Genomic DNA, 24,379 nt, shown 5'->3' with positions numbered 1-24,379 from the left:
GCCGGGGGCCGGCAGGCGGGGGCGGGCCGGCCTCGGCACGGCCGCCCGCCCCGTGGCCGGACAAGGAGACCCCTGACACTCACTCCCGGTCGACGGTCCGCGTCCACCAGTGGTGCTCGCAGAACCAGTGGCCGACCATCGCGCCGCCGAAGACGACGAACCCGACCCCGATCAGCCAGGACTCCACCACCAGCACGATGCCGACGGTGCCGTAGCTGATCGCGTTGTCCAGGATGAGCGGAGTGAAGACCAGGTACGAGAAGCCCCGCAGCCCGATGAGGCCGATCATGGTCGCGACGGCCCCGGGCAGCAGATCGCGCCAGCGGACCTGGCTGCCGAGCAGGAAATGCTGCCCCCACCAGAAGAACAGCATGCCCGTCGCCGTGGACAACGCGATCCGCACCGACCCGTGCAGCGCGGTCCGCGTCTGCACCTCCTGGTAGAGGTAGGCGGTCAGCATCACCACCCAGGTCAGCTGGCGCCACACCCGGTGCCACGGGCCGGAGGGCAGCTCCCAGATGCGCTCGTAGCCGTTCTGCACGCTCGCCGCGAAGGAGACGCCGAACACGGCGAGCGCGATACCGCCCCACACACTCGTGGTGCCGATGACCTTGGTCGGCGGACTGATGATGTCGGTCAGCACCCGCGCGGACCGGCCGGACAGCCCCATGCCGTCGGCCAGCCAGGCCCCGAAACCGCCGCGTCCCAGCGGGTCGAAGGCGGCCACCACGATGAGCAGCGGCGCCAGCGTGACCAGGGCGAGGGTGGCGAACCCCATGGCACGGTGCATCAGCTCCAGGTCCCGGCCGCGCCGGACGAGGGCGGAGGCGGCCAGCCGGTCCCACACACGGTGGAACGGCTGCCAGAACCGGTTCACGGAGTGCTCCTCGGGCGGTCCCTTCGATGGCTCGTGGACGCGCACCTGAGTGACCCGGCAGGGGCCGGGCAAACGTGACACCACCCGGACGCCGCACACGGTCGCCGCATGGGCCCGGCGATGCGGGGAACCGGCCCCGGGGAGGCGAGCCGAGAGGATGACCATGCGCGCACTGACCGTCCGCCCCGGCCGGGACGGATCGCTCGGCGTGGAGGAGGTCCCGGACCCGGAACCGGCTGCCGGGGAACTCCTGGTCCAGGGCATCGCCCTCGGCGTCTGCGGCACGGACCGGGAGATCGCCTCGGGCATATACGGCCAGGCACCGCCGCACCACGACCGGCTGGTCCTCGGCCACGAGTCCCTCGGCCGCGTGGTCGAGGCACCGCACGGCAGCGGCTTCGGCCCCGGCGATCTGGTCGTGGGCGTGGTGCGACGCCCGGACCCGGAGCCGTGCGGCGCCTGCGCGCACGGCGAGTTCGACATGTGCCGCAACGGCCGCTACCGCGAACGCGGCATCAAGGAACTCGACGGCTACGGCGCCGAGCTGTGGTGCCTGGAGACGGACTACGCGGTGCGGATCGACGCGGACCTGGGACTCGCAGGCGTACTCATGGAGCCGACCAGTGTCGTGGCCAAGGCCTGGGAGCAGATCGAGAGGGTCGGCGCCCGGGCCTGGTTCGAACCCCGCACCGTACTGGTGACCGGAGCCGGCCCCATCGGGCTGCTCGCCGCCCTGCTCGGCCGGCAGCGCGGCCTCGACGTGCACGTCCTGGACCGGGTCACGGATGGTCCCAAGCCGGACCTCGTGCGCGCCCTCGGCGCCGGCTACCACAGCGACGCGGCGGACGAGGTGCTCGCCGACCTGCGCCCCGACGTCGTGGTCGAGGCCACCGGCGCCGGCCGGGTGGTGTTCGACGCGATCCGCGGTACGGCGGCGTACGGCATCGTCTGCCTCACCGGCGTCTCGCCCGCGGGCCGGTCCCTGACGGTCGACGCGGGCACGGTGAACCGCGACATCGTGCTGGAGAACGACGTCGTGGTGGGCTCCGTCAACGCCAACCTCCGCCACTTCCGGCAGGCCGCCGACGCGCTGGCACGGGCCGACGTGGACTGGCTCCACCGGCTCCTCACCCGCCGTGTGCCCCTGGCGCGGGCGACCCGGGCCTTCGAGCGGAGCCCCGACGACATCAAGACGGTGATCACGCTGGAGGGCGGCGCCGACCGGCCGCCCGCGGGAGGGCACGGGCAGGGCGCCCGAAGGACGACCCGCTGACGCCCGTCACCGGACCCGCCGCGCGGGCACCGGACCGTCCGGGGGGGGGCGAAGCGGTCGACACGCACGCCTTCGAGATCCCACCGACGGCCCGGACGGCAGGGCGCAGGACGGCACCCTGGAGCGGGACTCCCCGGACCGCGCCGGGGCGATCAGGGGTCGGTGCGCTGCTGCTCGCGCATGCGCTCGTTGTGCCAGGCGATGGCGGCGCGTATCTGCGGGTCCTGGAGGCCGGTGCGGCAGCCGAGTTGGTCCATGGAGAGCGCCGGCGGCCCCGTGGTCAGGGCCCGGGTGAGCTTCGCCGCCCACAGCTCCTCCTCGACGAAGGGCCGGTGTGCGTAACCGTCCTTGATCACGTCGAAGTGGTCGTCGCAGCACGCGGTGATGAGCCGCAGCCCGTCGAAGCACGGCTGGGTGGCGTGCGCCGCGGAGGAGTCCGGCACGTACCCGCGCACGGCTTCGTCCTCGGGGAAGACCCTGGCGCACAGGTCGCACAGCTCCATGGGTACCGGCCTCGCGGCGCGACGGCCCTTCCTGCCCTTGCGCTTCCACATGGCGCCTCCCGGGGTGTCCTACGACAGTGCCGACGCCGGCGTGCCGGAACGGATCGGCGTCCGGAATGCCGGAGTTACCCGCAGGGCGCGGAGCAAACGCCCCACGGGTGAAGGTACGGGCCCCACAGGGAGGGCGCTAGGCCAGCCTGACCGGCAGCTCGAACAGGTCGTTCTGCGTGACCACAGGCTTGTTGCGCAGCTCCGACGCGGGCACCGCCAGGTCCAGGCGCGGGAAGCGGGCGTAGAGCGCGGGCAGCGCCACGCCGGCCTCCAGCCGGGACAGGGCCGCGCCCGGGCACACGTGCGGTCCGTGCCCGAAGGAGATGTGCCGGTTCGGGGAGGTGCGGGTGATGTCGAAGTCGCCCGCCGTCGGGCCGTGCGCCCGCTCGTCCCGGCCCAGCGCGCCGTACGACACGATCAGCGCGTCCCCGGCGGGAATCACCCGGTCGCCGACCGGGACGTCCTCGGTGGCGAAGCGGATCAGGACGTGTGAGGTCGGCGTCGAGAAGCGCAGCGTCTCCTCGATCACCGCGGACCAGTCGGCCTTCCCCGAGAGCACCAGGGCCCGCTGCTCGGGGTGCGTGGACAGGTTGACCACGGAGTTCACGATCAGCGAGATCGTGGTCTCGTGCCCGGCGGCCACCATCAGCTGGAGTGTGGAGACGATCTCCGCGTCGGTGAGGTGGTCCCCGTCCTCCGAGGCCAGGATCAGCGCGCTGGTCAGGTCGTCGCCCGGCGCCGCGCGCTTCGCGGCGACCGTCTCGCCCATGATCCCGGCCAGTTCGGTGAGGGTCGAGACGACCTCCTCGGGCGGTGTCTGCGTCGAGAAGAACTTCTCGAACAGCACCTTCAACCGCGGCAGCCGCACCTCCTCGATACCCATCAGGTCCGCGACGACGTACATCGGCAGCGGGTAGGCGAAGGCGGCCTTCAGGTCGACGACCCCGCCGTCCGCGGGCAGCTCGTCCAGCAGCCGGTCGGTCAGCTCGGTGATCCGCCCCCGCATGTGCTCCACCCGGCGCACCGTGAGTGCCTGCGCCACGAGCGAACGCAGCCGGCGGTGCTCGGCGCCGTCCACGGTGAGCATCGAGCGGCCCGGGTTGGCCAGCCCGATCAGTGGCCAGTCGGCGGGTATCTCGCCGCGCTGCCACGCCCCCCACACGTTGATGTCCTTGACCAGCCTGGGGTCGGTGAGGAGGGCCTTGGCCTCCGCGTGGTGCGTCACCGCCCAGACGGGCACGCCGCCCGGCAGTTCCACGGCGGCGAGCGGTCCGGCCGCGCGCAGCCGGGCGCTCTCACCGTCCAGGTCGGTGACGAACGGGTCCAGCGGGATCCGGGCTTCTTCGGTGCCGGTCGTCATGCTGACGTGCCTCCCAGGGCAGGGGTCGGGGTGAACCGCACGGGCAACTCGGTCAGCCCCCGCAGCCAGGGCGAGGGGCGACGGGTGAGGGAGGCGGCGGACACCGCCAGGTCGATGTCCGGCAGCCGGTCGAGGACGACCTCGATGCCCGTGCGCGCGATGACCTCGGCCACCTCCTGCGCGGGGAACGGGCAGCGGTGCTCGCCGTGACCGAAGGAGAAGTGCGCGTTGTTGCCGCCGGTGAGCGCGGAGCCGTCGGTGCGGACCTGCGGGTCGGAGTTGGCGCCCTGCAGCCCGAGCAGCACCAGATCGCCGGCGCGGATGTGGCGCCCGCCGAGCCGGGTGTCGCGCGCGGCCCAGCGGCCGGCCACGTTCTGCGTGGGCGTGTCCTCCCACAGCACCTCGTTCATGGCCTCGGCGACGCTGTTGCGGCCGCCGAAGAGGGAGGCGGCGAAGCGGTCGTCGGTCAGCATCAGGCGCAGCGAGTTGCCGATCCAGTCGGCGGTCGGCTGGTGGCCCGCGGCCATCATCACCATCAGGTCCTGGGCGACCTCCTCCTCGCTGAAGCCGCTCTCGTCGGCCAGCATCCGGGAGGCGACGTCGTCGGCGGGCGCCGCCTTCCGGTCGGCGAGCAGACCCGCCATCGACGTGGCGAGGTGCGCCTGGCCGGCGATGGCCCGCTCCCTGCCGTCGATCATGTCGTTGAGGGCGGTGACGAGGGCCGGGCCCTGCTCGTCGGAGAAGCCGTACAGCCGGGCCAGCACGCGGACCGGCAGCAGCATGGCGTAGTCGCCCACGAGGTCGGCCTCGCCCTTGGCACAGAGCCGGTCGACGAGTTCGTCGGCGAACCGCTCGGCGTGGCCGCGCAGCACGTGCGGGTCCACCGCCTCCAGCGCGTTGCTGATCATCGCCGCGCGCTCGCGGTGCCGTTCGCCGACCGTGTAGAGGATCGACGGCTGCCCGCGGCCGATCATCGGCAGCAGCGGCCAGTCCTCGGGGATGTTCTCCCACTGGTTCCACAGGCCGGAGTCCCGGCTGAACAGCGCCGGATCGCCGGTCACCTGGTGCAGTTCCCGGTATCCGAGCACCAGCCAGGCAGGGACGTCACCGTCCAGCAGGACCGGGGTGACGGCACCGTGCTCACGCCGCATCTGCCGGTACAGCAGGGCGGGTTCGGTCTGGAAGCGGGGGCCGCCGAGCGGTACGGCGCCGGTCGCGTCGGTGCTCACACGAACTCCTGTCGGGGCAGGGCCGCCCGGTCGGCGTAGTGGGCCCGGAGATGCTCGACCAGCGTGATCAGCACCTGCTTGCCGGACTCGCGGGACCGGGCGTCGCACGGGACCAGCGGCACCCGCGGGTCCAGGTCGAGGGCGTCGCGGACCGCCTCGGGCGCGTGCCGGGGACCGCCGAAGTCGTTGCAGGCGACGATGAAGGGCGTGCCGTGGTGCTCCAGCCGGTCGATGGCGTACCAGGAGTCGTCGATGCGCCGGGTGTCGACCAGGACCACCGCGCCGAGCGTGCCGGAGAACAGCCGGTCCCACAGGAACCAGAACCGCTCCTGGCCGGGCGCGCCGAACAGGTACAGCACGTTGCGCGCGTCGAGGCTGATCCGGCCGAAGTCGAAGGCCACGGTCGTCGCGGACTTGCCGCGCACCCCGCTGGTGTCGTCGACCGACTCGCCGGCCTGCGTCATCGTCTCCTCGGTGTTGAGCGGGCGTATCTCGCTCACCGAGCGGACCAGGGTCGTCTTGCCGACACCGAAGCCGCCCACGACCACGATCTTCAGGCCGTTGTCGGCGGACGCACCCAGCGGGGTGCGGGTGTCAGAGGTTGCGGAGTCCAACGAGCACCTGCTCCAGGGTTTCGGGGTCGGGGACGGCTGCGGTGCGCGGATGGCGCGCGCTCACCCGGCCCGCGGCGTGCAGGTCGGCGAGCAGGATCTTGGTGATGCTGACCGGGAGCCGCAGCTCGGCGGCGATCTCCACCACGGCCGTGGGGGCCTCGGTCATCCGCAGGATCGCCGTGTGCTCCGACTGCATGCCGGGCGCCGGCTCGCACTCGGCGACGACCAGGGTGACCAGGTCGAAGGGGTTGCCGGGGCCCGACCGGCTGCGTCCCTGGGTGAGCGTGTAGAGGCGGTCGGGAGCGTCGTCCCTGCCGGGCCGGCTCATGACGTACGGGGCTGCGCGGTCAGGTGGTCGCCGAGCTGCTCGATCAGCTCGCTCATGTTGTGCCCGACCAGCCCCGCGTCGGCGTCCTCCGAGGTGACCACCGCCAGGTGTGCGCCCTCGCCCGCCTCCACGATGAACAGGACGCCGCCGTAGAACTCGGTCATGGCCGACCGCACCCCGCCGCTGCCGTCGCCGAACTCCACGGACGCGCCGTGCGACAGGGACTGGATGCCGGCGGCGATCGCGGCCAGCTGGTCGGCCTGGTCGACGGAGAGCTCCGGAGTGCGGCACAGCTTGAGGCCGTCCCGGGAGAGGACGAGCGCGTGCCGCGCGCCCGGAGTGCGCTCCAGGAGACCCTCGATGAGCCAGGTGAGCTTCTCGTCGGCGGTGGTCGAGCCGGTCATGAAGTGGTGTCGCCTTCCGGGTACGCGTGCGAGTGGGACGGGTGGTCGGGGGCCGTCTCGGCCGGTGGGGCTGCGGTGGGGTCCGCCGGCGGGGCGTCGTCCCGAGGAGCCTCGGGGGCGGGGCCCGCGGCCCGTACGGCCTGACGGAAGCTGCTGAAGCGGGCCGCACGCGTCTTCGCGTCCTCGGCGGAGGGGGTGGCGCGCGGCTCGGCGGCCCGGGCGGTGGCCCGCGCGCGTTCGGCGGCGGCGAGGGTGCGGCCGCGGCGGCGTCTGGGCAGCCCGGTGTCCGGTCCGGCGGAGTCGGCCGGCGTGCCGGGACCGTCCTCCCGGTCCGCGGACTCGTGCGCGGGCAGGGGCTCGGGGCCGAGGTCGCCGGAGGCGGACCCGGTGCCGGGTGACTGCGGGGTGGAGGACGCGGGCGTGCGTGGCGGGCCGGCCGGCGGCTCGGTCGACGGAGCCCCGGTTCTGGAGTGCGTGGGTGACGGTGTCTCCGCCGACCGTGTCTCCGCCGACCGTGTCTCTCTCGACGGTGCCTCGGTCGGCAGGGGCGTGGGTGACAGCGTCCCGGTCCGCGGGGGAGCGGCCGACCGGGCCGCGGCCTGCGTCGGCCCGTCGGTGGCGGACGGGCCGCTCAGGATGTCCTGGGGGACCAGCATCAGTACGCCGGTACCGCCGCGCGCGGACGGCCGGAAGGAGACCTTCAGCCCGTACTTGGCCGACAGCCGGCCCACCACGGCCAGGCCCAGCCGCGTCCCGGTCAGCCCGCCCAGCCCGGCCGATTCGCCGGACACCGCCCGCTCGGCGCGGCGCAGCTGCACCTCGCCCATCACGAGCCCGCTGTCCTCCACGGACACGATGACACCGGCCGGCACCTCCTCGACGTACACGTGGACCTCGGCGGTCGGTGGCGAGAAGTTCGCGGCGTTGTCCAGGAGTTCGGCCAGCGCGTGCATCACACCCTCGGCGGCGTGCCCGGCGACCGCGGCGTCGCTGACCGAGTGCACCCGCACCCGCTGGTAGCCGGCGATACGGCCCATGGCGCCGCGCAGGATGGACTCCATGCCGATGGGGCGGGCCCAACGGCGCCCGGAGCGGGCCCCCGTGAGGACGGCGACGGAGTCGGCGAGCCGGCCCGCCTGCGCGGTGCGGTGGTCGAGGTGCAGCAGGTCGGCGAGGACGTCCTCGTCGCTGTGCCGTTCCTCCATGGCGCGCAGGTCGGCGAGGGTCCCGGTGGCCAGCGCCTGCATCCGGCCGGCCGCGTTGGCGGTCGCGGCGACGGCGGCCGCCCGCTCACCGGACGCCTGGTCGAGCCGCGCCCGCAGCCGCGTGGCCTCCTCGGTGAGCCGGGCGACCTCCCGGGCCCGCTGCTCGGCCAGTCCCGCCCGCTCCTGGTCGAAGCCCTCGGCGAGCCGCTCGGACTCCCGCTCGAAGTCCTCGGTGAGCCGCCTGCGTTCCTGCTCGAACCCGTCGGCCAGTCGCCTGCGTTCCCCGTCGAACTCCGCCAGGAGGCGCGCTCGCTCGTGTTCCGCCTCCGCCCGCAGGCGCTCCTGCTCCTCGCGCGCCCGGTCGGCCAGCCGCGCCCGGTCCCGAGCGAGTCCGTCGGCCTCCGTGCGGGCCGCCTCCAGCAGCCGGCGAGTGGTCCGTTCCCCGCGCACGGCGTGCACGGCCGCGGTCACGGCCACGCAGAGCAGGATCGCCGCGGCACTCGCGCCCAGGGCGAGCGGAACGCGGACCGAGGAGGGTGCCGCGGCGACGGCACCGCCGACGGCGAGCGCCGACACCACCGCGCAGGGCAGTGCGACGGCCATGAGAGCACGGGGAGCGGGGCGGGCGTCCGGGCGGGCGGGGGCGGTCATCTGTCGGGGTCCTCGCCAGGCCACCGAAGCGGCCCTCGTGTCGTCCTTCGGGGCGGGCACGCGCCGAACATCTGTCCCACGGCACGCAACAGGCGATCACTATAGGGGAGTTAGTGATCTGATTGTGAAGGGTATTGCTCAACTCCCGCGTGCTTCGGGTCGGTTCCCTGGGCGGCGGATCAGATTCGCTCGCCGGCCACGTCGTCCTCGTTCGGTTTCCGTCCGGTGCGCCGGCGGCTGTGGGCCTTGAGCAGCCGCAGCCGGTCGAGGCGGGAGATCGCGGGGGAGGCCGTCACCCCGTGCAGGACGACGGAGGCCAGCACGGTGAACGCCACCACGGCCCACAGCTCACCGGCCGGGACGTGGAAGCCCTCCGTACCGAGCGCGTGGGCCAGGTAGAACAGCGAGCCGATGCCGCGGATGCCGAAGAACGCGGTCACGAGACGTTCCCGGGGGCCGGCCGCCGCGCCGAACTGCGCGACCCAGCCGGTCACCGGCCGGACGACGAGCAGTACGAGCAGACCGACGGCCGCGCCCCGCCAGGTCAGGTCGGCCAGGGCGCCCTGCGCGACGCACGCGCCCAGCAGGAAGAGGAGCCCGGCGGTCAGCAGCCGTTCCACCTGCTCGACGAAGTCGTGGAGCACGGCGTGGTAGCCGTGGTCGCGCTCGGCGGCGCGGATGCGGCAGGCGGTGACGAAGACGGCCAGGAAACCGTAGCCGTGGGCGAGTTCGGTGACCCCGTAGGAGAGGAACGTGGCACCGAGGGCGACGAAGCCCTCCCGGTGCTCGGACAGCCGTACCGCCTGCCGGCCTGCCCGGAAGAAGAGCCAGCCGAGCAGCTTGCCGACGACCAGGCCGGCCAGGACGCCGATCACGCACTTGTACAGCACATCGACCAGCAGCCAGTGCCCGACCCAGTCGCCGGACAGCCCCGTGCCCGCCGCCGCGGTCAGCGCGATCGCCGCCATGACGACGGGGAAGGCGAGGCCGTCGTTGAGTCCCGCCTCGCTGGTGAGCGCGAAGCGCACCTCGTCCTCGTCGTGCTCGGAGTCGGTGGGCGCACCCACCCGTACCTCGGAGGCGAGCACCGGGTCGGTGGGCGCGAGCACGGCCGCCAGCAGCAGTGCCGCGGCCGGCGGCCAGTCCAGCAGCCACCAGGCCAGCAGTCCGGTGGCCGCGACGGTCAGCGGCATGGTGACGCCGATCAGCCGCCAGGGTGCCTGCCAGCGCCGTAGGCCGAACGGGCGGTTCAGCGCGAGGCCGGCACCCATCAGGGAGACGATGACGCAGATCTCGGTGAGGTGTTCCACCCACACCCGGTCGCGGACCGGGTCGATCTCCGGCAGCGGAGTGGGCAGCAGTTGCAGGGCGACGCCGAAGGCGAGGAAGACCAGCGGCATGGACAGCGGCCGTCCCGCCACCAGCCGCGGCAGCACGGCCGCCGCGAGCGCGCCCGCCCCGAGCACCGCGAAGAGGAAATCAGCCAAGGTCACCGCTGACGTGTGCCCGCTGTCGCCCAGCGGTACGCCCTCCGGCCGGCCGTGCCCCGGGTGAGGCACCGGCCGAGCGGCGGCTCAGGGCAGGCCGCCCTGTTCGCACACCCGGCGGGCCACCTCGCGGAGTTTCACGTTGTGGTCCTGCGAGTACCGGCGCAGCGCGGCGAAGGCCTGGTCCTCGGTGAAGCGGTGTCTGCCCATGAGGATGCCCATGGCCTCACCGATGGTGTGCCGGGTACCGATGGCCTGCTGCAACTGGGCGTGCGTACGGGCGCTGGAGAAGGCGACCGCGGCGTGCGAGGCGAGCAGCCAGCCGGCCGTCTCACTGGCCTCCGTGAACGCCCCCGGCTTGAAGGAGTAGAGGTTCAGTGCCCCCAGGTCCTCGTCCTCGGTGAACAGCAGGAAACCCATCATGCTGCCCAGACCGAGCTTGCGTGCCTCGGGCACGTACTTGGGCCAGCGCCGGGCCTGGTCGGTGAAGTCGGCGATCCGGAACTGCCGCTGCCCCTCGGTGGTCCGTGCGGCGTCGAAGCACGGTCCCTCCCCGACGCGCCCCTGCAGTTCGTCGCTGTCGACGACCACCTGGCCGGTCGGAGCGAGGGACTGCACGTGGCTGCCGCGCAGGATGAGGATGCCCGCGGCGTCGCAGCCCTCGACCAGTTCCGTGGCTGAGAACGAGATCCGCTTCAGCGTGTCGTTCACCGACTCCTGCGCCAGGAGATCGCGCGCCAGCGACGCCATCTGCTCGGCGAACTCGCGCCAGTCGTCCATGCCGTCTCCTCCTCGCTCCGTTGCAAGGGTTCCCACGAAGGACGGGAGGACAACCGTGGGACGGGCCGTCCATGTCTTGTTTTCAACGTACACCTGGATGCGGAGCGCGCTGGTGAACCGAATTCCGGCTCAGCGCCGGATGAGACCGAGGGCCGTGGCGGCGGCGACCGCGGCGGTGCGGGAATCCACGTCGAGCTTGGTGTAGACCCGGGCGAGGTGGGACTTGACCGTGCCCTCGGTCAGATGGAGCCGGGCGGCGATGTGCTGGTTGGACAGGCCCTCGGCGACCAGGGACAGGACCTCGGTCTCCCGGCGGGTCAGCGAGGTCCGCGGCTCCCGCAGACGGGTCAGCAGCCGGTCGGCGACCGTGGGCGCCAGCGCGGTGCGGCCCGCCGCCGCCGTGCGCACCGCCGCGGCGAGGTCCTCGGGCGGCGCGTCCTTGAGGAGATAGCCGGTGGCACCGGCCTCGATGGCGGGCAGGGTGTCGGCGTCGGTGTCGTACGTCGTCACGATCAGGACCCGCGGCGCACCGGCGCGCGCGGTGATCGCGGCCGTGGCCTCCGCGCCGCCCATGCCCCCGCCGAACCGCAGGTCCATCAGCACCACGTCGATGTCGCCCCGTCCCGCCCGGGCGACGGCCTCCTCGGCGGTCGCGGCCTCGGCGGCCACGGTGATGCCCTCCTCGGTCTCCAGCACCGCGCGCAGCCCCGCGCGGACGACGGGGTGGTCGTCGGCGAGCAGCAGACGGATCGGTGTCGGAGCTGTGTCGGTCACGGCTGGGCCTTGGGGTCGTGGGGGTCGGGTTCCGGCCGGGGACGGGGCTCGGGGGCGTGGGGCTCCGGCCCGGGACGGGGCTCGGGCTCGGGGGCGTGGAGCTCCGGCCCGGGACGGGGCTCGGGCTTGGGGACGGTCGGGGGCGCGAGCGGGAGCCGTGCGGTGAGCGCGGTGCCGTGTCCCCGGGCGGACTCGACGGTGAGCGTGCCGTCCAGGGCGTGCACACGGGCCCGCATGGCCGGCAGGCCGAACCCGCCGGCGTCCGGACCGCGCGCGGACGCGGCGCCGGGGTCGAAACCCACCCCGTCGTCGGTGACACCGAGCGTGACCGAGTCGTCGAGGTAGGCCAGGGCCACCTCGGCGTGGCCGGCCCGGGCGTGCCCGACCGTGTTGGCCAGCGCGGACTGCGCGACCCGCAGCAGCGCGACCTCCTGCGCGGTGGCCAGCTGGCGGGGCCGGCCGGTGAGGCGGAAACGGACGTCGATACGGTGCCGGTCGGTCGTGGTCGCGCACAGCCGCTCCAGCGCGTCGGCGAGCGTGGTGTCGTCCAGGGCCGGCGGTGCGAGGGCCGCGACGAGCCGGCGGGCCTCGGCGAGATTGTCCAGCGCCGCCCGGCGGGCCTGGCCCACGTAGGTGGTCGCGGACCCCGGCCGGTCGGGCAGGGCCCGCTCGGCGGCGCGCAGCAGCAACTGGATGCTGGACAGGCCCTGGGCGAGGGTGTCGTGGATCTCCCGGGAGAGACGCTCGCGCTCCTCCAGCACCCCGGCGGCCCGCTGCGCGTCGGCCAGGTCGGCGCGGGTGACCGTGAGCTCCTCGATGAGCCGCCGCCGCTGCTCGCTCTCGCGGTACAGCGCCTGGTAGCCCCACACCACCGCGACGGCGACGGCGGCCCCGAGCCCCGGTCCGATCACGGTGGCCGCCGTGAAGGTGCCCTGGTGGGTGGCGAACGCCGCGATCGCCGCGACCGCCGTGCCGACGACCGCCGTCAGTCCCGCCCGGCGGGACAGCAGGTGGAGCTGGACGAAGTACAGGGGGAACGCCAGCCACACCCCCTCGGCGGACAGCGCCAGCAGCACGAGCCACACCGCACCGACCGCCCCCAGCCACAGTGCGGCCGCCCGGCGGGAGGAACGCACGGGTTCGAGCGCGGGGCCCACGGCGTACACCAGGCCCACCACCGCGGCCACCGCGACCACGGCGGCGGCGTGCGGCCGGCCGTCCGACACCGCCCGCACCGCCGCCAGGGCGAGCAGGCCGGCCACGAGCAGGTGCAGGCTCCAGGTCAGGGCCCGGGTGGTGGGAGTCAGCGCGTTCACGATCGCTCCAGCCTACGGACCGCGCCGGGGGTCGGGCATCTGCCGAAAGTTGCAAGTCCGACCGCACCCTTCGGCCCCGGAAGTGCCCGCCCAGGAGCGATGCCCACGGGCCGTCGAGCGGCGACGGTGGAGCCCTCGCCGATCGCGTCGGCGAGAGGTTCCTGACTCCCACCGTTGTCGAAAGGCCGGGCGAAGACGTGTTTGTCGCCTTGAGAGACCTGACGTTCGCCAAGGGGCGGTTCGCCCTGATGGGCGGCGTCATCGTACTGATCACCCTGCTGGTCGGACTGTTGTCCGGCCTGACCGCGGGCCTGGCCCGGGAGAACGTCTCCGCCGTCACGTCCCTGCCCGCCGACCGGATCGCCTTCGCCGCACCGAGCGGTGGCCAGGACCTGTCCTACGCCGACTCCACCGTGTCCGAGGACCAGTGGCGCCGGTGGGCGCAGGCACCCGGCGTCCGCCGCGCCGAACCGCTGGGCATCACCACCACCAGGGCCACCGCGGGCGACCGGAGCACCGGCGTGTCCGTCTTCGGCGTCGAACCCGGCTCGCACCTGGCACCCGACGGCGCCCGCGTCGACGACCGTACGGTACTGGTGCCGCGCTCCGTGGCCGGGGAACTCGGCGCACGCGAGGGCGACACCGTGGCCCTCGCCGGGCGGCGCCTGACCGTCGCCCTCACCGGTCACGACGTCTCCTTCAGCCACACGCCCGTGGTGTGGACGAGCCTCGGCACCTGGCAGGCCGTCGCCCCGCCCGCCGGCGGCACCGACGGACCCACCGCCACGGTGATCGCCCTGGACACCGCATCCGGTGCCGGCATCGCGGCGGCGGACCGGGCGGCGGGCACCGAGACCGTGACCAAGGACGCGTCGCTGTCCGCGATCGGCTCCTACACCTCCGAGAACGGTTCGCTGCAGCTGATGCGCGGCTTCCTGTTCGCCATCTCCGCCCTGGTCGTCGGCGCCTTCTTCACCGTGTGGACGATCCAGCGCAGCGGCGACGTCGCCGTGCTGAAGGCCCTCGGCGCCACCACCGCCGGACTGCTGCGCGACGCGCTCGGCCAGGCCGTCGTACTGCTGACCGGCGGCACCCTGATCGGCATCGCCGGCGCCGCCGCGCTCGGTGCCGCCGTGTCCGGCTCCGGTGTTCCCTTCGTGCTCACGCCCGCGACCGTCCTCGTCCCGGCCGCCGTGATGATCCTGCTCGGCGGGCTCGGGGCCGGCCTCGCCGTCCGCCGCATCACCTCCGTCGACCCGCTGACCGCCCTGGGGAGCGCCCGATGAGCCTGAACCTGACCGGCGTCACCCTCACCTACCCCGACGGCGACGGCCGCCTGACCGCCCTCGACCGCGTCACCCTGGAAGTCCCCCGGGGCGGTCTGACCGCCGTCATCGGCCCCTCCGGCTCGGGCAAGTCCAGTCTGCTGGCCGTGGCCGCGACCCTCATCACGCCCGACTCCGGCACCGTCACCGTGGACGGCGCCGACACCACCGGGATGAGCCGCGGGGAGCTGGCGGACCTGCGCCGGCACCGGATCGGCATCGTCTTCCAGCAGCCCAGCCTCCTGCCGTCCCTGACCGCGGCCGAGCAGCTCCAGGTGATGGCCCACATCGACGGGCGCCGGGCGCGCGCTGCCCGCGGCCGGGCCATGGAACTCCTCGACGCGGTGGGTCTGGCGGACCGGGCCGGCCGCCGGCCCCACCAGCTCTCCGGCGGCCAGCGCCAGCGTGTCAACATCGCCCGCGCCCTGATGAACGACCCCGGTGTGCTGCTCGTCGACGAACCCACCAGCGCCCTCGACCACGAGCGTGGCGCGGCCGTCATCGACCTGATCACCCGCCTCACCCGGGAGCGCGGGACCGCCACCGTGCTGGTCACCCACGACCACGCCCATCTGGCCGCGGCCGACCGGGTCACCGAGGTGCGTGACGGCCGCATCGGTCTTCCCGCACGGGCCGGCTGACCCGGGCTCAGCCGCCCCCGGGCCGCAGCCGGTCGGCGGCGTCCGGCGGCTGGATCCGCATCCCGGGACGCCGCCGGTGCACGGTCAGGTACGTCACGCCGTCCGGGCCGGCGGCGACGCCCCGAGCCGAACCGTGGGGCAGCCAGGTCAGGGCACCGGCGCGCAGCGGTCGCTCGCCGTCGGCGCAGACGAGGGCCGCCTCGCCGGCCAGGACGAGCAGCAGGACGTCGAGGTCCGGCTCGGTGTGCGTGCCGACCCGTCCGCCCGCGGGGACGCGGACGACGTTGGCGTCGAGCTGCCGCCCCGGTTCCGCGAGCTTCCACAGGGCGCCGGCCGGCCCGTCCCCGACGAGCGACACGAGTTCCGCCGTGTCGCACAGGACCCGGGGGAGGGGCGTGTCCGCCGCGCCCCCGACCGGGGGGCCGCTGTCGTCCGCTGCCATCAGCCGTCACCGTCCGTCATGCGCCCCGTGACGCACTCCACAAGATCATTACTGTCAGTAAATGCGAATCTATCATGCGTGTTTGATAGCGTCCGGGCCGTGCGGCTGACGAAGTTCACCGACCTGGCGCTGCGTTCGGTCATGCGCCTGGCGGTCGCGAGAGACGGCGACGACCCGCTGACCACCCGTGAGGTGGCCGACGTCATGGGCGTGCCGTACACGCACGTGGCCAAGGCCGTCACCCGCCTTCAGCACCTCGGCGTGGTGGAGGCGCGGCGCGGCCGCGGCGGCGGGCTGGCGCTGACCGGCGCGGGCAGGCAGGCCTCCGTCGGATGGCTGGTGCGCGAACTCGAAGGGGACGGCGAGGTGGTCGCCTGCGAGGACGACCCGCCCTGTCCGCTGCGGGCGGCGTGCCGGCTGCGCAGGGCGCTGCGGGACGCGCAGGAGGCCTTCTACGCCGCGCTCGACCCGTTGACCGTGGCCGACCTGGTGGCCTCGCCCACCGGCCCGGTCCTGATCGGCCTGACGGCACGCCCCTCGGGGTGAGGGCTGCCCCCGCCCGGCGCCGAGCCGTGCCATAAAACACGAATACCATCTACCGATTAAGGAGTCGCTGTGCTCTCCGAACAGTCAGTCCCCGTGGTCCGTGCGACCCTCCCGGCGGTGGGGGCGGCCATCGGTGACATCACCGCGCTGTTCTACCGGAAGCTGTTCGACGCCCACCCCGAGCTGCTGCGGGACCTGTTCAACCGCGGGAACCAGGCCAACGGGGAGCAGCAGCGGGCCCTGGCCGGCTCCATCGCCGCGTTCGCCGGCATGCTGCTGGAACGCCCCGACGCACGCCCGGACGCGCTGCTCTCCCGGATCGCGCACAAGCACGCCTCCCTCGGCGTCACCTCCGACCAGTACAAGGTCGTCCACCGCCACCTGTTCGCCGCGATAGCGGACGTGCTCGGCGACGCCGTCACCCCCGAGGTCGCCGCGGCCTGGGACGAGGTCTACTGGCTGATGGCCAACGCGCTCGTCGCCGTCGAAACCCGTCTCTACCAGGAGGCGGAGGTCGCGGAGGGCGAGGTCTGGCACTCCATGGAGATCACCGAGCGGCGCGAGGAGACTCCCGACGCGGTCTCCTTCGCGCTGCGGCCCGTCGACGGCCGCCCCACGAGGCCGTTCCGTCCTGGCCAGTACGTCAGTGTGCGGTCCTCGCTGCCCGACGGATCCCGGCAGATCCGCCAGTACAGCCTGTCCGCGGCGCCGGGGCGGACCGACTGGCGCATCACCGTCAAACGCGTCCGGGGCGACGGACGGCCCGACGGCGAGGTCTCCTCCTGGCTCCACGCGCACGCCCGCCCGGGCGACGTCCTCACCGTGTCCGCGCCCTTCGGCGACCTGGCACTGGAGGAGAGTGACGGACCACTGCTGCTGGCCTCGGCCGGAATCGGCGTCACGCCCGTGCTGTCCATGCTGGACCACCTGGCGGCCACCGGCTCCACCCGCCCGGTGACCGTCGTCCACGCCGACCGCGCCCCCGCCGACCACGCCCACCGGCAGGAACAGCTCGACCTCGTACGCGCGCTGCCCGACGCCCGGCTCCACCTCTGGTACGAGGAGCCCGGCGACGGGGCGCCGGAGGCGGCGGCCGGCCGCGCCGACGTCACCGGCCTCGAACTTCCCCGGGGGCTCACCGCCTACCTGTGCGGCCCGGTGCCCTTCATGCGCGCCGTCCGGGGCGACCTGCTGCGCCGCGGTGTGCCGGCCGCGGCCGTCCACTACGAGGTCTTCGGCCCCGACCTCTGGCTCGGACAGCGGTGACGGTGCAGGGCACGCGCCCCGGTCTCAGGCCGCCGCGGTGAACGCGGTGGCGATGGCGGTGTCGGCACGGGCGTGCACGACCAGCCGGGGACCGGAGGTGTCGGCGTTGTTCTCCAGCAGCCGCCGGACCGGCGCGCTGTGGGTGACGACGCTCATCAGCACGCCGAGGCGACCGCACCACTGATGGGCCCGGAGCACGGCACTGACCGCGGCATGACTGCCGGCCCGGTCGGTGAGAACGATGACGACGGGGGTCGGCTTGTGCGCGTCGACCAGGTTGGTGATGTGCGTGGTCAGCGCGGCCCGCCCGTCGATTCCCGGGTCCTGGTCCAGCGTGATGACCAGGACTCCATGCTCCAGGGTGTGGGACAGCATCGTGGCCTCCGATCCGACGCCTCGCGGCGAAGTTGAGTCCAGTGAAAGTGCCCAGGACGCGGTCCGCAATGCGCCCGCCCGGCCCCGTCCCACCGCGGCACCTGTGCCGAGTACGATCATCCGGTTCGTCCCGACCGCCACGAGGAGCCCCGACCGGTGCCCGCCCTGCTGCCCCAGCCCCGTACCGGGGTCCGTCTGCTGGACCCGGAGTGCCTGACGCGGGTGGAGGACGGCGAACGGCTGCACGCCCTGCTGTGGCGTCCGGGGCCGGGCTGGCGCACGGTCAGCAGCGCCGTACTGGGCGGCGGGATCGCCGAGTGCGAGTGGGTGCTCAACGCCCAGGTGGCTCACGGCTACCGGCGCACCGACCCCGCCCGGCACCTGGCCGGGCTGGCCCGTGACGCCGGCGCCCGGGGGCCGGGCGTGGGCCTGATGACGGCGGCCGACGTGTCGGCCCGTGCCGGTGCGCGGGACGGCGGTGCCGAAGCGGTGGTGACCGCGGGCATCTCGGTGCGCGGGTGGGCGGCCTCGCCCGACGCGGGAGCCACCGGGGCCACCGCACCGGGGACGATCAACATCGTCGCCGCGCTCCCGGTCGCGCTGACCGACGCGGCCCTGGTCAACGCGGTGATGACGGCCACCGAGGCCAAGGTCCAGGCGCTGCTGGACGCGGGCCTCGACTGCTCCGGCACCCCCACGGACGCCGTGTGCGTCGCCGCCCGCACCCCGCGGGACGGCGGCGAGGTCCACTCCTTCGCCGGCCCCCGCTCCGAGTGGGGAGCCAGGCTGGCTCGCGCCGTCCACCGGGCGGTGCTCGCCGCACTGCCCCCCGGTCCCTGAACCGGGCCGCTACAGCGACGTCCTGCGCCGTACCGCGAGCATCCGCAGGGCGAGCGCCGCGGCGAGCAGCACCCAGGCCACCACGCAGTACGCCCACGCCGTGGCGTCCCGCGCCACACCGACGGCACTCCACACGGCCCACAGCGCGAGGACGACGCACAGTGCCGTCCACACGATGTCGGCGACACGGGTGCGCAGCTGCGCGCGCTGGCGCGTGCCCGGCTCCAGCTCGCCGGGACCGTCGTCCACGGGTGCCTTGCGCTCGTCCACCTCGGGCTCCTTCGGAGATCGCTGAAGAGTGAACTCCGGGTACCCCGGGGGACGTTGCCCAAGCGGTGGGCGCACGCACGAGCACGGGGGCGGCCCCGGCAGGCCGCCCCCGTGCTCGTGCGTGCGCCCGGACGTCAGCGCTGCGAGGTCTTCTGCAGCGCCTTGTCGAGCGCGGCCTCGAAGCCGTAGGCCCACAGCTGGTTGACCCGGCTGCGCTCGGCGGAGTTCGGGTAGGCGTTGGTGCAGGACGGGCCGGGGCCGCCGCCCGACATCAACTCGCTGCACGGGCCGGAGTAGTTGTCGGGCAGACCGAGCACGTGCCCGGTCTCGTGAGCGGTCACGCGGGTCGAGTCGTACTGCTGGTTCTGCCGGTAGTCGAGGAAGATGTAGCCGTTGCCGTGTCCGTCGGTGGACGCGTACGAGCCGCGCGAGTCGTTGCCCTCGTAGTACGCGAAGTCCGCGCCCGAGCTGCTCTCCGCGAGTCTGACGTTGGACACCGAGCTGTTCCAGATCTGGGTGGAGCGGGCTATCTGGGTGCGGAAGCTGGGTGCGTTGGCGGCGCTGTAGTAGACGGTGACGGCCGCCGCGGAGGACGGGGCGGCGGCGCGCTTCTCGGCGACGGACTTGATGACCGCCTCGAAGAACGCCCGGTTGGCGGCGGCGTCCTCACCGGAGCCGGCGGTGGACCGGTAGCCGACCTGGGCGGCCTGGACGGGCGCCTGGGGAGCGGCGGCCGTCGCCGCCGGTCCGGTGCCGAGGGCTGCCACCGTCAGGCCGAGGCCGACCGCGGTGGAGAGCAGGGGCAGGCTGATGCGCATCGATGACTCCTTGTGTGGGGGAGTGGGGAGAGAAGTCGTCACCGGTGAGTGTGGAGCGCCCGTCAGCCCGCTGTGATGATGGCAACCGGTGATAGGGCGGAGCTATCACCACCGGGGCCGGTACCGGGCGTTCGCCTCCGCCGGGCGCCGGAAACAGCTTCGACCGGAGTGCAGAACTCGCCCTGGTCCGCCGCGTTTTGTTCACCTGGCGCAACCAACTGTTCCGCTTTACGCTCCCTGCATGGAGCTCGAGGTGAGGCACCTACGCGCGCTGTGCGCCATAGCCGACGCCGGCAGCCTGCACCGGGCGGCACGTCAACTGGGCGTCGCCCAGCCCACCTTGAGCACACAGCTGACCAGGATCGAGCAGGCCCTGGGCGGGCCGCTGTTCGTGCGAGAACGCACCGGCTGCCGCCCCACCCCGCTCGGCCGGACGGTCCTGGGCCGGGCCCGTCCGCTCCTCGCCGACATGAGCGCCCTGGTCCGCGAGGCCCGCGCCGCCGCGGCCGGCGGCGACAGCCGGCTGCGCGTCGGCTCCACCGCCAGCCGCGCCCTGGCCGGCTGGCTGCGCCGGCTCAGACGTCCCGGCCTGGAACCCACCCTCCAGATGGACGTCTCCGCCAACGCCCTGCTGCGCAGGGTCACCGACGGGCAGCTCGACGTCGCCTTCGTGCACGAGGTCGAGGGCTGCCCGCTGCACATCCCCGAGGGCCTGCGCCTGCGCGTCCTCGTGGAGCGTGAACCGCAGTTCGTCATGCTTCCCGCCGATCACCCGGCGGCCGGCCGGCCCGTGGTCCGCCTCGCCGACCTCGCCGACGACCGCTGGATGGTCGACCCCACCGTCGACGGCGAGTGGGACGGAGTGCACCGCATGCTGCGCGCCGTCGGGCTCAACCCCCGTGTCCTGCACGGCGACTACCACACCGCCGCCTCCCTCGTCGCCACCGGCGAGGTCGTCACGGTCTGCCAGCCCAGCTCCCAGTCGCGCCCCGACACGGCGGTACGGCGTCTGCACGGCGACCCCCTCGGCGTACGCCTGCTGCTGGCCGCGCGTACCCGGGCCGAGCTTGACGCCGTCTACCCGGCGCTGGAGGAGGCGTACTGGGAGGTGGCCCGCCAGTCCACCGCCTACCGGGAGTGGCTGGAGCGCGCCGGGCCCCGCCCCGGCCCTCCGTTCCCGGCCGGAGTCCTTACGGCGACGGACCGGGCGGTGTTCGTACCGGCGCGCTGAGCCGGATCGGCCATTGAGGTGGTTTCCCGGCCATACCGGTATGACAAGACGGTCATATGGTTACGGAGAGGTGCATGAGCTCTGTGCGACGTCTCCCGCCTCTTCGTTCGATGGCCGTCATCTGCGCGCTGGGCAGTTCCGTGCTGCTGGTGACCGGCTGCACGAACGCCGACACGACACGCTCCAGTGTCGCCGAGGCGGCCCAGACCACCCCTGCCACCAACACCGCATCCCCCACCGACACCAGCACCGCATCCCCCACCGGCACCAGCACCGGCACCACCTCCCCCTCTCCTTCCGAGACCATGACCGACGACCAGTCCGAGCGTCAGGCCCTGGTCCCGTTGGCGAAGGTCACCTGGGACAAGGCCGCCGACACGGCCGTCAAGGAGGTCCCCGAGGGCAAGCTCGTCGACCTCGAGCTGAAGCGCACGTCCGCCGAGGCCACCGAGTCGACCGGCTCGCCCAGCCCGAGCACGCCGAACCCGGCCCCCAGCCAGGGCGCTCCCGAGTGGGAGGCGAAGGTCGCGGCCTCCGACGGCACCGTGCACCGGATCGACATCGACGCGGTCTCCGGCAAGGTCTTCCGCACCCAGGCCGAGGACCAGGACGCGGACGACAAGCAGCAGATCGCCGACCTGCTGAAGAAGGCCACCCAGACGCCCGAGCAGGCCGTCAAGGCGGCCACCGACAAGGCCAAGGGCACCGTGACCCACGTCGAGCTCGACGAGAACGACGACCAGAAGGCCATCTGGTCCGTCGACGTGGTCTCGACCGACAACTGGAACAAGACGACCCTGGACGTCGACGCGACGAACGGCAAGATCCTGCGCGAGCACGTGGACCGCGACTGAACGCCGCCCCACGTCGCTGCGAGAAGTACCTCACGAAGACGGGAGCAGCCGGGTGAGTCACCCGGCTGCTCCCGTCGCGCGTGCCCGGGCCCTCAGGCGGCCGGCTCGACGGCCTTTGCCGGTACGCCCGCCGCCGTGCGCGGCAGGGTCAGTACGGCCAGGAAACCGAGGACCGCCACCGCGGCGAAGAAGTAGAAGCCCCACGGGTGACCGATCCCCGAGGAGACCAGGGCACCGGTGATCGACGGGCCCACGATCGAGCCGATGCGGCCGATCCCGGACGCCGAACCGAGCGCGGTGCTCCGCACGGCGGCCGGGTAGAAGTTCGTCACGTAGGCGTAGACGAGCACCATGGCGGAGAAGACGAACACGCCGGTGAAGAAGACGACGACGTTGAGCATCACGTCGCTCTCCATCTTGATGCTCAGGCACGCCAGCATGACCACCGAGACCGCGAACCAGCTCATCGTGGTGCCCTTGATGCCCCGCCGGTCGGCGACGAACCCGCCGAGCACCAGGCCGACGACACCGCCCACGTTGAGCACGAGGAGCTGGGTGACGGCCGTCGGCACCGGGTAACCGGCGTCGTTCATCAGCTTCGGCAGCCAGGTGTTGAGGCCGTAGACCAGCAGCAGCCCCATGAACGACGCGACCCAGATGCCGATGCCCGCCCGCAGGTACGCCGGCTTGAGCAGTTCGGTGAACGGCACCCGCTGCTCCCCGTCCTGCTCGGCCCGGACGAACGCCTCCGACTCCGGCAGCCTGAACCACTGGACGGCGGCGACCACGAGGCCGACGACGCCGAGCAGGTAGAAGAGGATCTCCCAGTTGTCGGTCACCTGGAGGGCCAGCAGCGAGGTGATCACCGCACCGGTGTGGTAGCCGGTCATCGTCAGCGTGCTGGCCCGCGCCCGGCGGCTGGCGGGCATGTGCTCGGCCATCATCGTGAGCGACACGGGCATGCAGGCGCCGAGGCCGAGGCCGGCGATGAGACGCAGCGCGGCGAACATCCACACGGACGTCGCGAGCGGCACCACGATGGTGAAGACGGAGAACAGCACCACCGAGCCGATGAGCAGCCGGCGGCGCCCCAGCCGGTCGGCGAGCGGACCGACGCAGACCGCGCCGATGGCTACGCCCACGAGGGAGAGCGTGGCGATGGTGGTCGCGTCACCCGCGGTCATGCCGAGGTGGTGGGTCTTGAGCAGGGTGGGAATGATGGCGCCGAGGACGACGAGGTCGTAGCCCTCCAGCAGGACGGTGATCCAGCAGAGGATCACCGTCCACTTGCTGTTGCCGGCGCGGCCTGTCCGCGCGGGCGCGCCGGACGTGGTGGTGGAAGCCATGATGAGTCTCCCCCCGGGGACGGGTGTGAGTGAGCGGAGCCGGGAAGGGCGGCCGGGGCGGCCGAAGGGGGCCGTGACGCTTGGCCGGCCGGATCAGAACGGGTAGTCGGCGATGTCCGGGCGGACCGTGACCCACTGGGTCTCGGTGAACGCCTCGACATTGGCCGCGGCGCCGCCGAAACGGGACCCGGTGCCGGAGTCCTTTACCCCGCCGAAGGGGGCGTTCGGCTCGTCGCTCACCGTCTGCTCGTTGATGTGGACCTTGCCCGAGTCGATCCGGTCGGCGAGCTTCATCGCCGTCCCGACGTCACCGAGGATGCCGACCGAGAGCCCGTACTCGCAGTCGTTGACGATCCGCGCGGCCTCCTCCAGCGTGGAGAAGGAGATGACCGGCGCCACGGGACCGAAGATCTCCTCGCGCCAGGCCGGCATCTCGGTCGTCAGGCCGGTCAGCACGGTCGCCCGGTAGCCGGCGCCGACGATCTCGCCGCCGGCGGCGACCTTCGCCCCCGCGGCGACACTGTCGGTGACGATGCCGTGCACCCGCTCCAGCTGGCGGCGGTCGATGATCGGGCCGAGCGCCACGTCCTCGCGGGCCGGGTCACCGACCGGCAGGGCCTCGGCCTTCGCGGCGAGCGCGGCGGTGTACTCCTCCACCAGCGACTCGTGCACGATGTGCCGGCCGGTCGTCATGCAGATCTGTCCCTGGTGCAGGTACGAGCCGAAGGCCCCCGCCGACGCCGCCTTCGGCACGTCCGCGCCCGGCAGCACGACCAGCGCGTTGTTCCCGCCCAGCTCCAGGTGGGCCCGCTTGAGCAGCCGTCCGGCCTGCTCGCCGATGATCCGCCCGACCGGCGTGGACCCGGTGAAGGAGATCACCCGGACCTCCGGGGCCTCCACGACCGCCCGGCCGACCGCGCCGTCCCCCGGCAGCAGGTGCAGGACGCCCGCGGGCAGCCCGGCCTCCTCGAAGATCCGGGCGATGACGACGCCACCGCTCACGGCGGTCCGCGGGTCCGGCTTGAGCAGCACGGCGTTGCCGAGGGCGAGCGCCGGGGCCACCGAACGCAGACCGAGGATCAGCGGGAAGTTGAAGGGCGCGATCACGCTCACGACACCGGCCGGCCGGCGGCGGGCGAGCGACCAGCGCGCCTCCTCGGAGGTCAGCACCTCGCCCTGCGGGTGCGTCGGCAGGCCCGCGCACTCGAAGCACTCGCCGATCGCGAGCCCCGCCTCGAAGGCGGCCTTGGACCGGACCGAGCCGGCCTCGCGCACCAGCCAGTCCTCGATCTCGGCGGCGTGCTCGGCGAAGAGGTCGCCCGCGCGGCGCAGGACGGCGGCCCGCTGCCGGGGCGGCGTCGCCGCCCACTCCCGCTGGGCCTCGGCGGCCCGCGCCGCGGCCCTGGCCACGTCCTCGGCCGTGGCCAGGCCCACCGCGCCGAGCCGTTCACCGGTCGCCGGCTCGGTCACCGGGTGCTCGGTGGGGGAGTCCTGCCAGCCGTCGCTGAAGAACTTCCGGCCCCAGACGTCGCTGTCCAGGAATGTCATGCGTCTTCCCCTTCTTCGGGATCTT

26 protein-coding genes are annotated in these 24,379 nt (G+C 73.4%); 8 read left to right on the top strand and 18 right to left on the bottom strand.

Going from position 1 to position 24,379, the window contains the following annotated elements; genetic code table 11:
• Positions 1 to 79: 79 nt before the first annotated feature.
• The gene (locus tag ACLIN4_RS02525; protein WP_100044059.1) at positions 80 to 877 is read right to left on the bottom strand and encodes a ribonuclease BN; all 798 of its coding nucleotides are present in this window, start codon (positions 875 to 877) and stop codon (positions 80 to 82) included.
• Positions 878 to 1,040: 163 nt separating this feature from the next.
• Here ACLIN4_RS02525 and ACLIN4_RS02520 point away from each other — a divergent pair, with 163 nt between their 5' ends.
• Complete coding sequence (locus ACLIN4_RS02520) at positions 1,041 to 2,150, top strand: glucose 1-dehydrogenase (protein WP_307653306.1); 1,110 nt, start codon at positions 1,041 to 1,043, stop codon at positions 2,148 to 2,150.
• 152 nt (positions 2,151 to 2,302) lie between these two features.
• Here ACLIN4_RS02520 and ACLIN4_RS02515 read toward each other — a convergent pair whose 3' ends face one another.
• From ACLIN4_RS02515 to ACLIN4_RS02465, 11 genes are all read right to left on the bottom strand, one after another.
• Complete coding sequence (locus ACLIN4_RS02515; RefSeq protein ID WP_107480166.1) at positions 2,303 to 2,704, bottom strand: hypothetical protein; 402 nt, start codon at positions 2,702 to 2,704, stop codon at positions 2,303 to 2,305.
• A gap of 136 nt (positions 2,705 to 2,840) precedes the next feature.
• Complete coding sequence (locus ACLIN4_RS02510) at positions 2,841 to 4,064, bottom strand: cytochrome P450 family protein (RefSeq protein ID WP_381915287.1); 1,224 nt, start codon at positions 4,062 to 4,064, stop codon at positions 2,841 to 2,843.
• Positions 4,061 to 5,293 carry a cytochrome P450 gene (locus ACLIN4_RS02505; protein ID WP_381944367.1) on the bottom strand — a complete coding sequence of 411 codons (1,233 nt, stop codon included), beginning with the start codon at positions 5,291 to 5,293 and terminating at the stop codon, positions 4,061 to 4,063. Before ACLIN4_RS02505 ends, ACLIN4_RS02510 begins: the two co-directional genes overlap by 4 nt.
• Positions 5,290 to 5,907, bottom strand: a complete 618-nt coding sequence (locus tag ACLIN4_RS02500; RefSeq protein WP_269959334.1) for a GTP-binding protein — start codon at positions 5,905 to 5,907, stop codon at positions 5,290 to 5,292. The genes ACLIN4_RS02505 and ACLIN4_RS02500 overlap by 4 nt, the downstream gene beginning before the upstream one ends.
• Positions 5,888 to 6,235 (bottom strand): DUF742 domain-containing protein, encoded by a 348-nt coding sequence (locus tag ACLIN4_RS02495; RefSeq protein ID WP_100044056.1) that lies wholly within the window; start codon positions 6,233 to 6,235, stop codon positions 5,888 to 5,890. Before ACLIN4_RS02495 ends, ACLIN4_RS02500 begins: the two co-directional genes overlap by 20 nt.
• Complete coding sequence (locus ACLIN4_RS02490; RefSeq protein ID WP_100044055.1) at positions 6,232 to 6,639, bottom strand: roadblock/LC7 domain-containing protein; 408 nt, start codon at positions 6,637 to 6,639, stop codon at positions 6,232 to 6,234. Before ACLIN4_RS02490 ends, ACLIN4_RS02495 begins: the two co-directional genes overlap by 4 nt.
• Positions 6,636 to 8,495 carry an ATP-binding protein gene (locus tag ACLIN4_RS02485; RefSeq protein ID WP_289907903.1) on the bottom strand — a complete coding sequence of 620 codons (1,860 nt, stop codon included), beginning with the start codon at positions 8,493 to 8,495 and terminating at the stop codon, positions 6,636 to 6,638. Before ACLIN4_RS02485 ends, ACLIN4_RS02490 begins: the two co-directional genes overlap by 4 nt.
• Positions 8,496 to 8,674: 179 nt before the next feature.
• Positions 8,675 to 9,988: a cation:proton antiporter gene (locus ACLIN4_RS02480; RefSeq protein WP_381944363.1), complete on the bottom strand. Its 1,314-nt coding sequence runs from the start codon at positions 9,986 to 9,988 to the stop codon at positions 8,675 to 8,677.
• Between the two features lie 81 nt (positions 9,989 to 10,069).
• Entirely contained in the window at positions 10,070 to 10,762 is a 693-nt protein-coding gene (locus ACLIN4_RS02475) for a GAF and ANTAR domain-containing protein (RefSeq protein WP_107479759.1), read from the bottom strand.
• Positions 10,763 to 10,891: 129 nt separating this feature from the next.
• Positions 10,892 to 11,536 carry a response regulator gene (locus ACLIN4_RS02470; RefSeq protein WP_100044051.1) on the bottom strand — a complete coding sequence of 215 codons (645 nt, stop codon included), beginning with the start codon at positions 11,534 to 11,536 and terminating at the stop codon, positions 10,892 to 10,894.
• The gene (locus ACLIN4_RS02465; RefSeq protein WP_381944360.1) at positions 11,533 to 12,852 is read right to left on the bottom strand and encodes a sensor histidine kinase; all 1,320 of its coding nucleotides are present in this window, start codon (positions 12,850 to 12,852) and stop codon (positions 11,533 to 11,535) included. The genes ACLIN4_RS02470 and ACLIN4_RS02465 overlap by 4 nt, the downstream gene beginning before the upstream one ends.
• A 197-nt stretch (positions 12,853 to 13,049) precedes the next feature.
• Between ACLIN4_RS02465 and ACLIN4_RS02460 the strand changes: the two genes are divergently transcribed.
• Both ACLIN4_RS02460 and ACLIN4_RS02455 read left to right on the top strand, forming a co-directional pair.
• Positions 13,050 to 14,138 (top strand): FtsX-like permease family protein, encoded by a 1,089-nt coding sequence (locus tag ACLIN4_RS02460; protein ID WP_289907906.1) that lies wholly within the window; start codon positions 13,050 to 13,052, stop codon positions 14,136 to 14,138.
• Positions 14,135 to 14,818: an ABC transporter ATP-binding protein gene (locus ACLIN4_RS02455; RefSeq protein WP_381915298.1), complete on the top strand. Its 684-nt coding sequence runs from the start codon at positions 14,135 to 14,137 to the stop codon at positions 14,816 to 14,818. Before ACLIN4_RS02460 ends, ACLIN4_RS02455 begins: the two co-directional genes overlap by 4 nt.
• A gap of 7 nt (positions 14,819 to 14,825) precedes the next feature.
• Here ACLIN4_RS02455 and ACLIN4_RS02450 read toward each other — a convergent pair whose 3' ends face one another.
• Positions 14,826 to 15,260 (bottom strand): hypothetical protein, encoded by a 435-nt coding sequence (locus tag ACLIN4_RS02450; RefSeq protein WP_269959339.1) that lies wholly within the window; start codon positions 15,258 to 15,260, stop codon positions 14,826 to 14,828.
• Between the two features lie 99 nt (positions 15,261 to 15,359).
• On the opposite strand from ACLIN4_RS02450, the gene nsrR reads away from it, so the two are divergent.
• Both nsrR and ACLIN4_RS02440 read left to right on the top strand, forming a co-directional pair.
• Positions 15,360 to 15,806, top strand: a complete 447-nt coding sequence (nsrR, locus tag ACLIN4_RS02445) for a nitric oxide-sensing transcriptional repressor NsrR (protein ID WP_107479757.1) — start codon at positions 15,360 to 15,362, stop codon at positions 15,804 to 15,806.
• 69 nt (positions 15,807 to 15,875) lie between these two features.
• The gene (locus ACLIN4_RS02440; RefSeq protein ID WP_107479756.1) at positions 15,876 to 17,072 is read left to right on the top strand and encodes a globin domain-containing protein; all 1,197 of its coding nucleotides are present in this window, start codon (positions 15,876 to 15,878) and stop codon (positions 17,070 to 17,072) included.
• A gap of 24 nt (positions 17,073 to 17,096) precedes the next feature.
• Here the strand turns inward: ACLIN4_RS02440 and ACLIN4_RS02435 are convergent, their stop codons facing one another.
• Positions 17,097 to 17,447 carry a hypothetical protein gene (locus tag ACLIN4_RS02435; RefSeq protein ID WP_043376371.1) on the bottom strand — a complete coding sequence of 117 codons (351 nt, stop codon included), beginning with the start codon at positions 17,445 to 17,447 and terminating at the stop codon, positions 17,097 to 17,099.
• A gap of 156 nt (positions 17,448 to 17,603) precedes the next feature.
• Between ACLIN4_RS02435 and ACLIN4_RS02430 the strand changes: the two genes are divergently transcribed.
• The gene (locus ACLIN4_RS02430) at positions 17,604 to 18,287 is read left to right on the top strand and encodes an adenosylcobinamide amidohydrolase (protein WP_100044046.1); all 684 of its coding nucleotides are present in this window, start codon (positions 17,604 to 17,606) and stop codon (positions 18,285 to 18,287) included.
• A 9-nt stretch (positions 18,288 to 18,296) separates the two neighbouring features.
• Here ACLIN4_RS02430 and ACLIN4_RS02425 read toward each other — a convergent pair whose 3' ends face one another.
• Together ACLIN4_RS02425 and snpA are read right to left on the bottom strand one after the other, a co-directional pair.
• Positions 18,297 to 18,557, bottom strand: a complete 261-nt coding sequence (locus ACLIN4_RS02425; protein ID WP_100044045.1) for a hypothetical protein — start codon at positions 18,555 to 18,557, stop codon at positions 18,297 to 18,299.
• Positions 18,558 to 18,691: 134 nt separating this feature from the next.
• Entirely contained in the window at positions 18,692 to 19,375 is a 684-nt protein-coding gene (snpA, locus tag ACLIN4_RS02420) for a snapalysin (protein ID WP_355563812.1), read from the bottom strand.
• A gap of 241 nt (positions 19,376 to 19,616) precedes the next feature.
• Here snpA and ACLIN4_RS02415 point away from each other — a divergent pair, with 241 nt between their 5' ends.
• Positions 19,617 to 20,606, top strand: a complete 990-nt coding sequence (locus ACLIN4_RS02415; protein ID WP_307653311.1) for a LysR family transcriptional regulator — start codon at positions 19,617 to 19,619, stop codon at positions 20,604 to 20,606.
• Between the two features lie 74 nt (positions 20,607 to 20,680).
• Positions 20,681 to 21,460 (top strand): PepSY domain-containing protein, encoded by a 780-nt coding sequence (locus ACLIN4_RS02410; RefSeq protein ID WP_100044042.1) that lies wholly within the window; start codon positions 20,681 to 20,683, stop codon positions 21,458 to 21,460.
• A gap of 92 nt (positions 21,461 to 21,552) precedes the next feature.
• On the opposite strand, the gene ACLIN4_RS02405 is transcribed toward ACLIN4_RS02410, so the two are convergent.
• Entirely contained in the window at positions 21,553 to 22,806 is a 1,254-nt protein-coding gene (locus ACLIN4_RS02405) for an MFS transporter (protein ID WP_289907911.1), read from the bottom strand.
• A 93-nt stretch (positions 22,807 to 22,899) separates the two neighbouring features.
• Positions 22,900 to 24,354, bottom strand: coding sequence for a benzaldehyde dehydrogenase (locus ACLIN4_RS02400; RefSeq protein WP_364909547.1), 1,455 nt, complete (start codon positions 24,352 to 24,354; stop codon positions 22,900 to 22,902).
• Positions 24,355 to 24,379: the final 25 nt, after the last annotated feature.

It is taken from the genome of Streptomyces mutabilis, assembly GCF_046628145.1.
GTDB lineage: Bacteria > Actinomycetota > Actinomycetes > Streptomycetales > Streptomycetaceae > Streptomyces > Streptomyces mutabilis.
The sequence above is the reverse complement of the archived record's forward strand: the minus strand, read 5'-3'. Positions and strand labels throughout refer to the sequence as shown.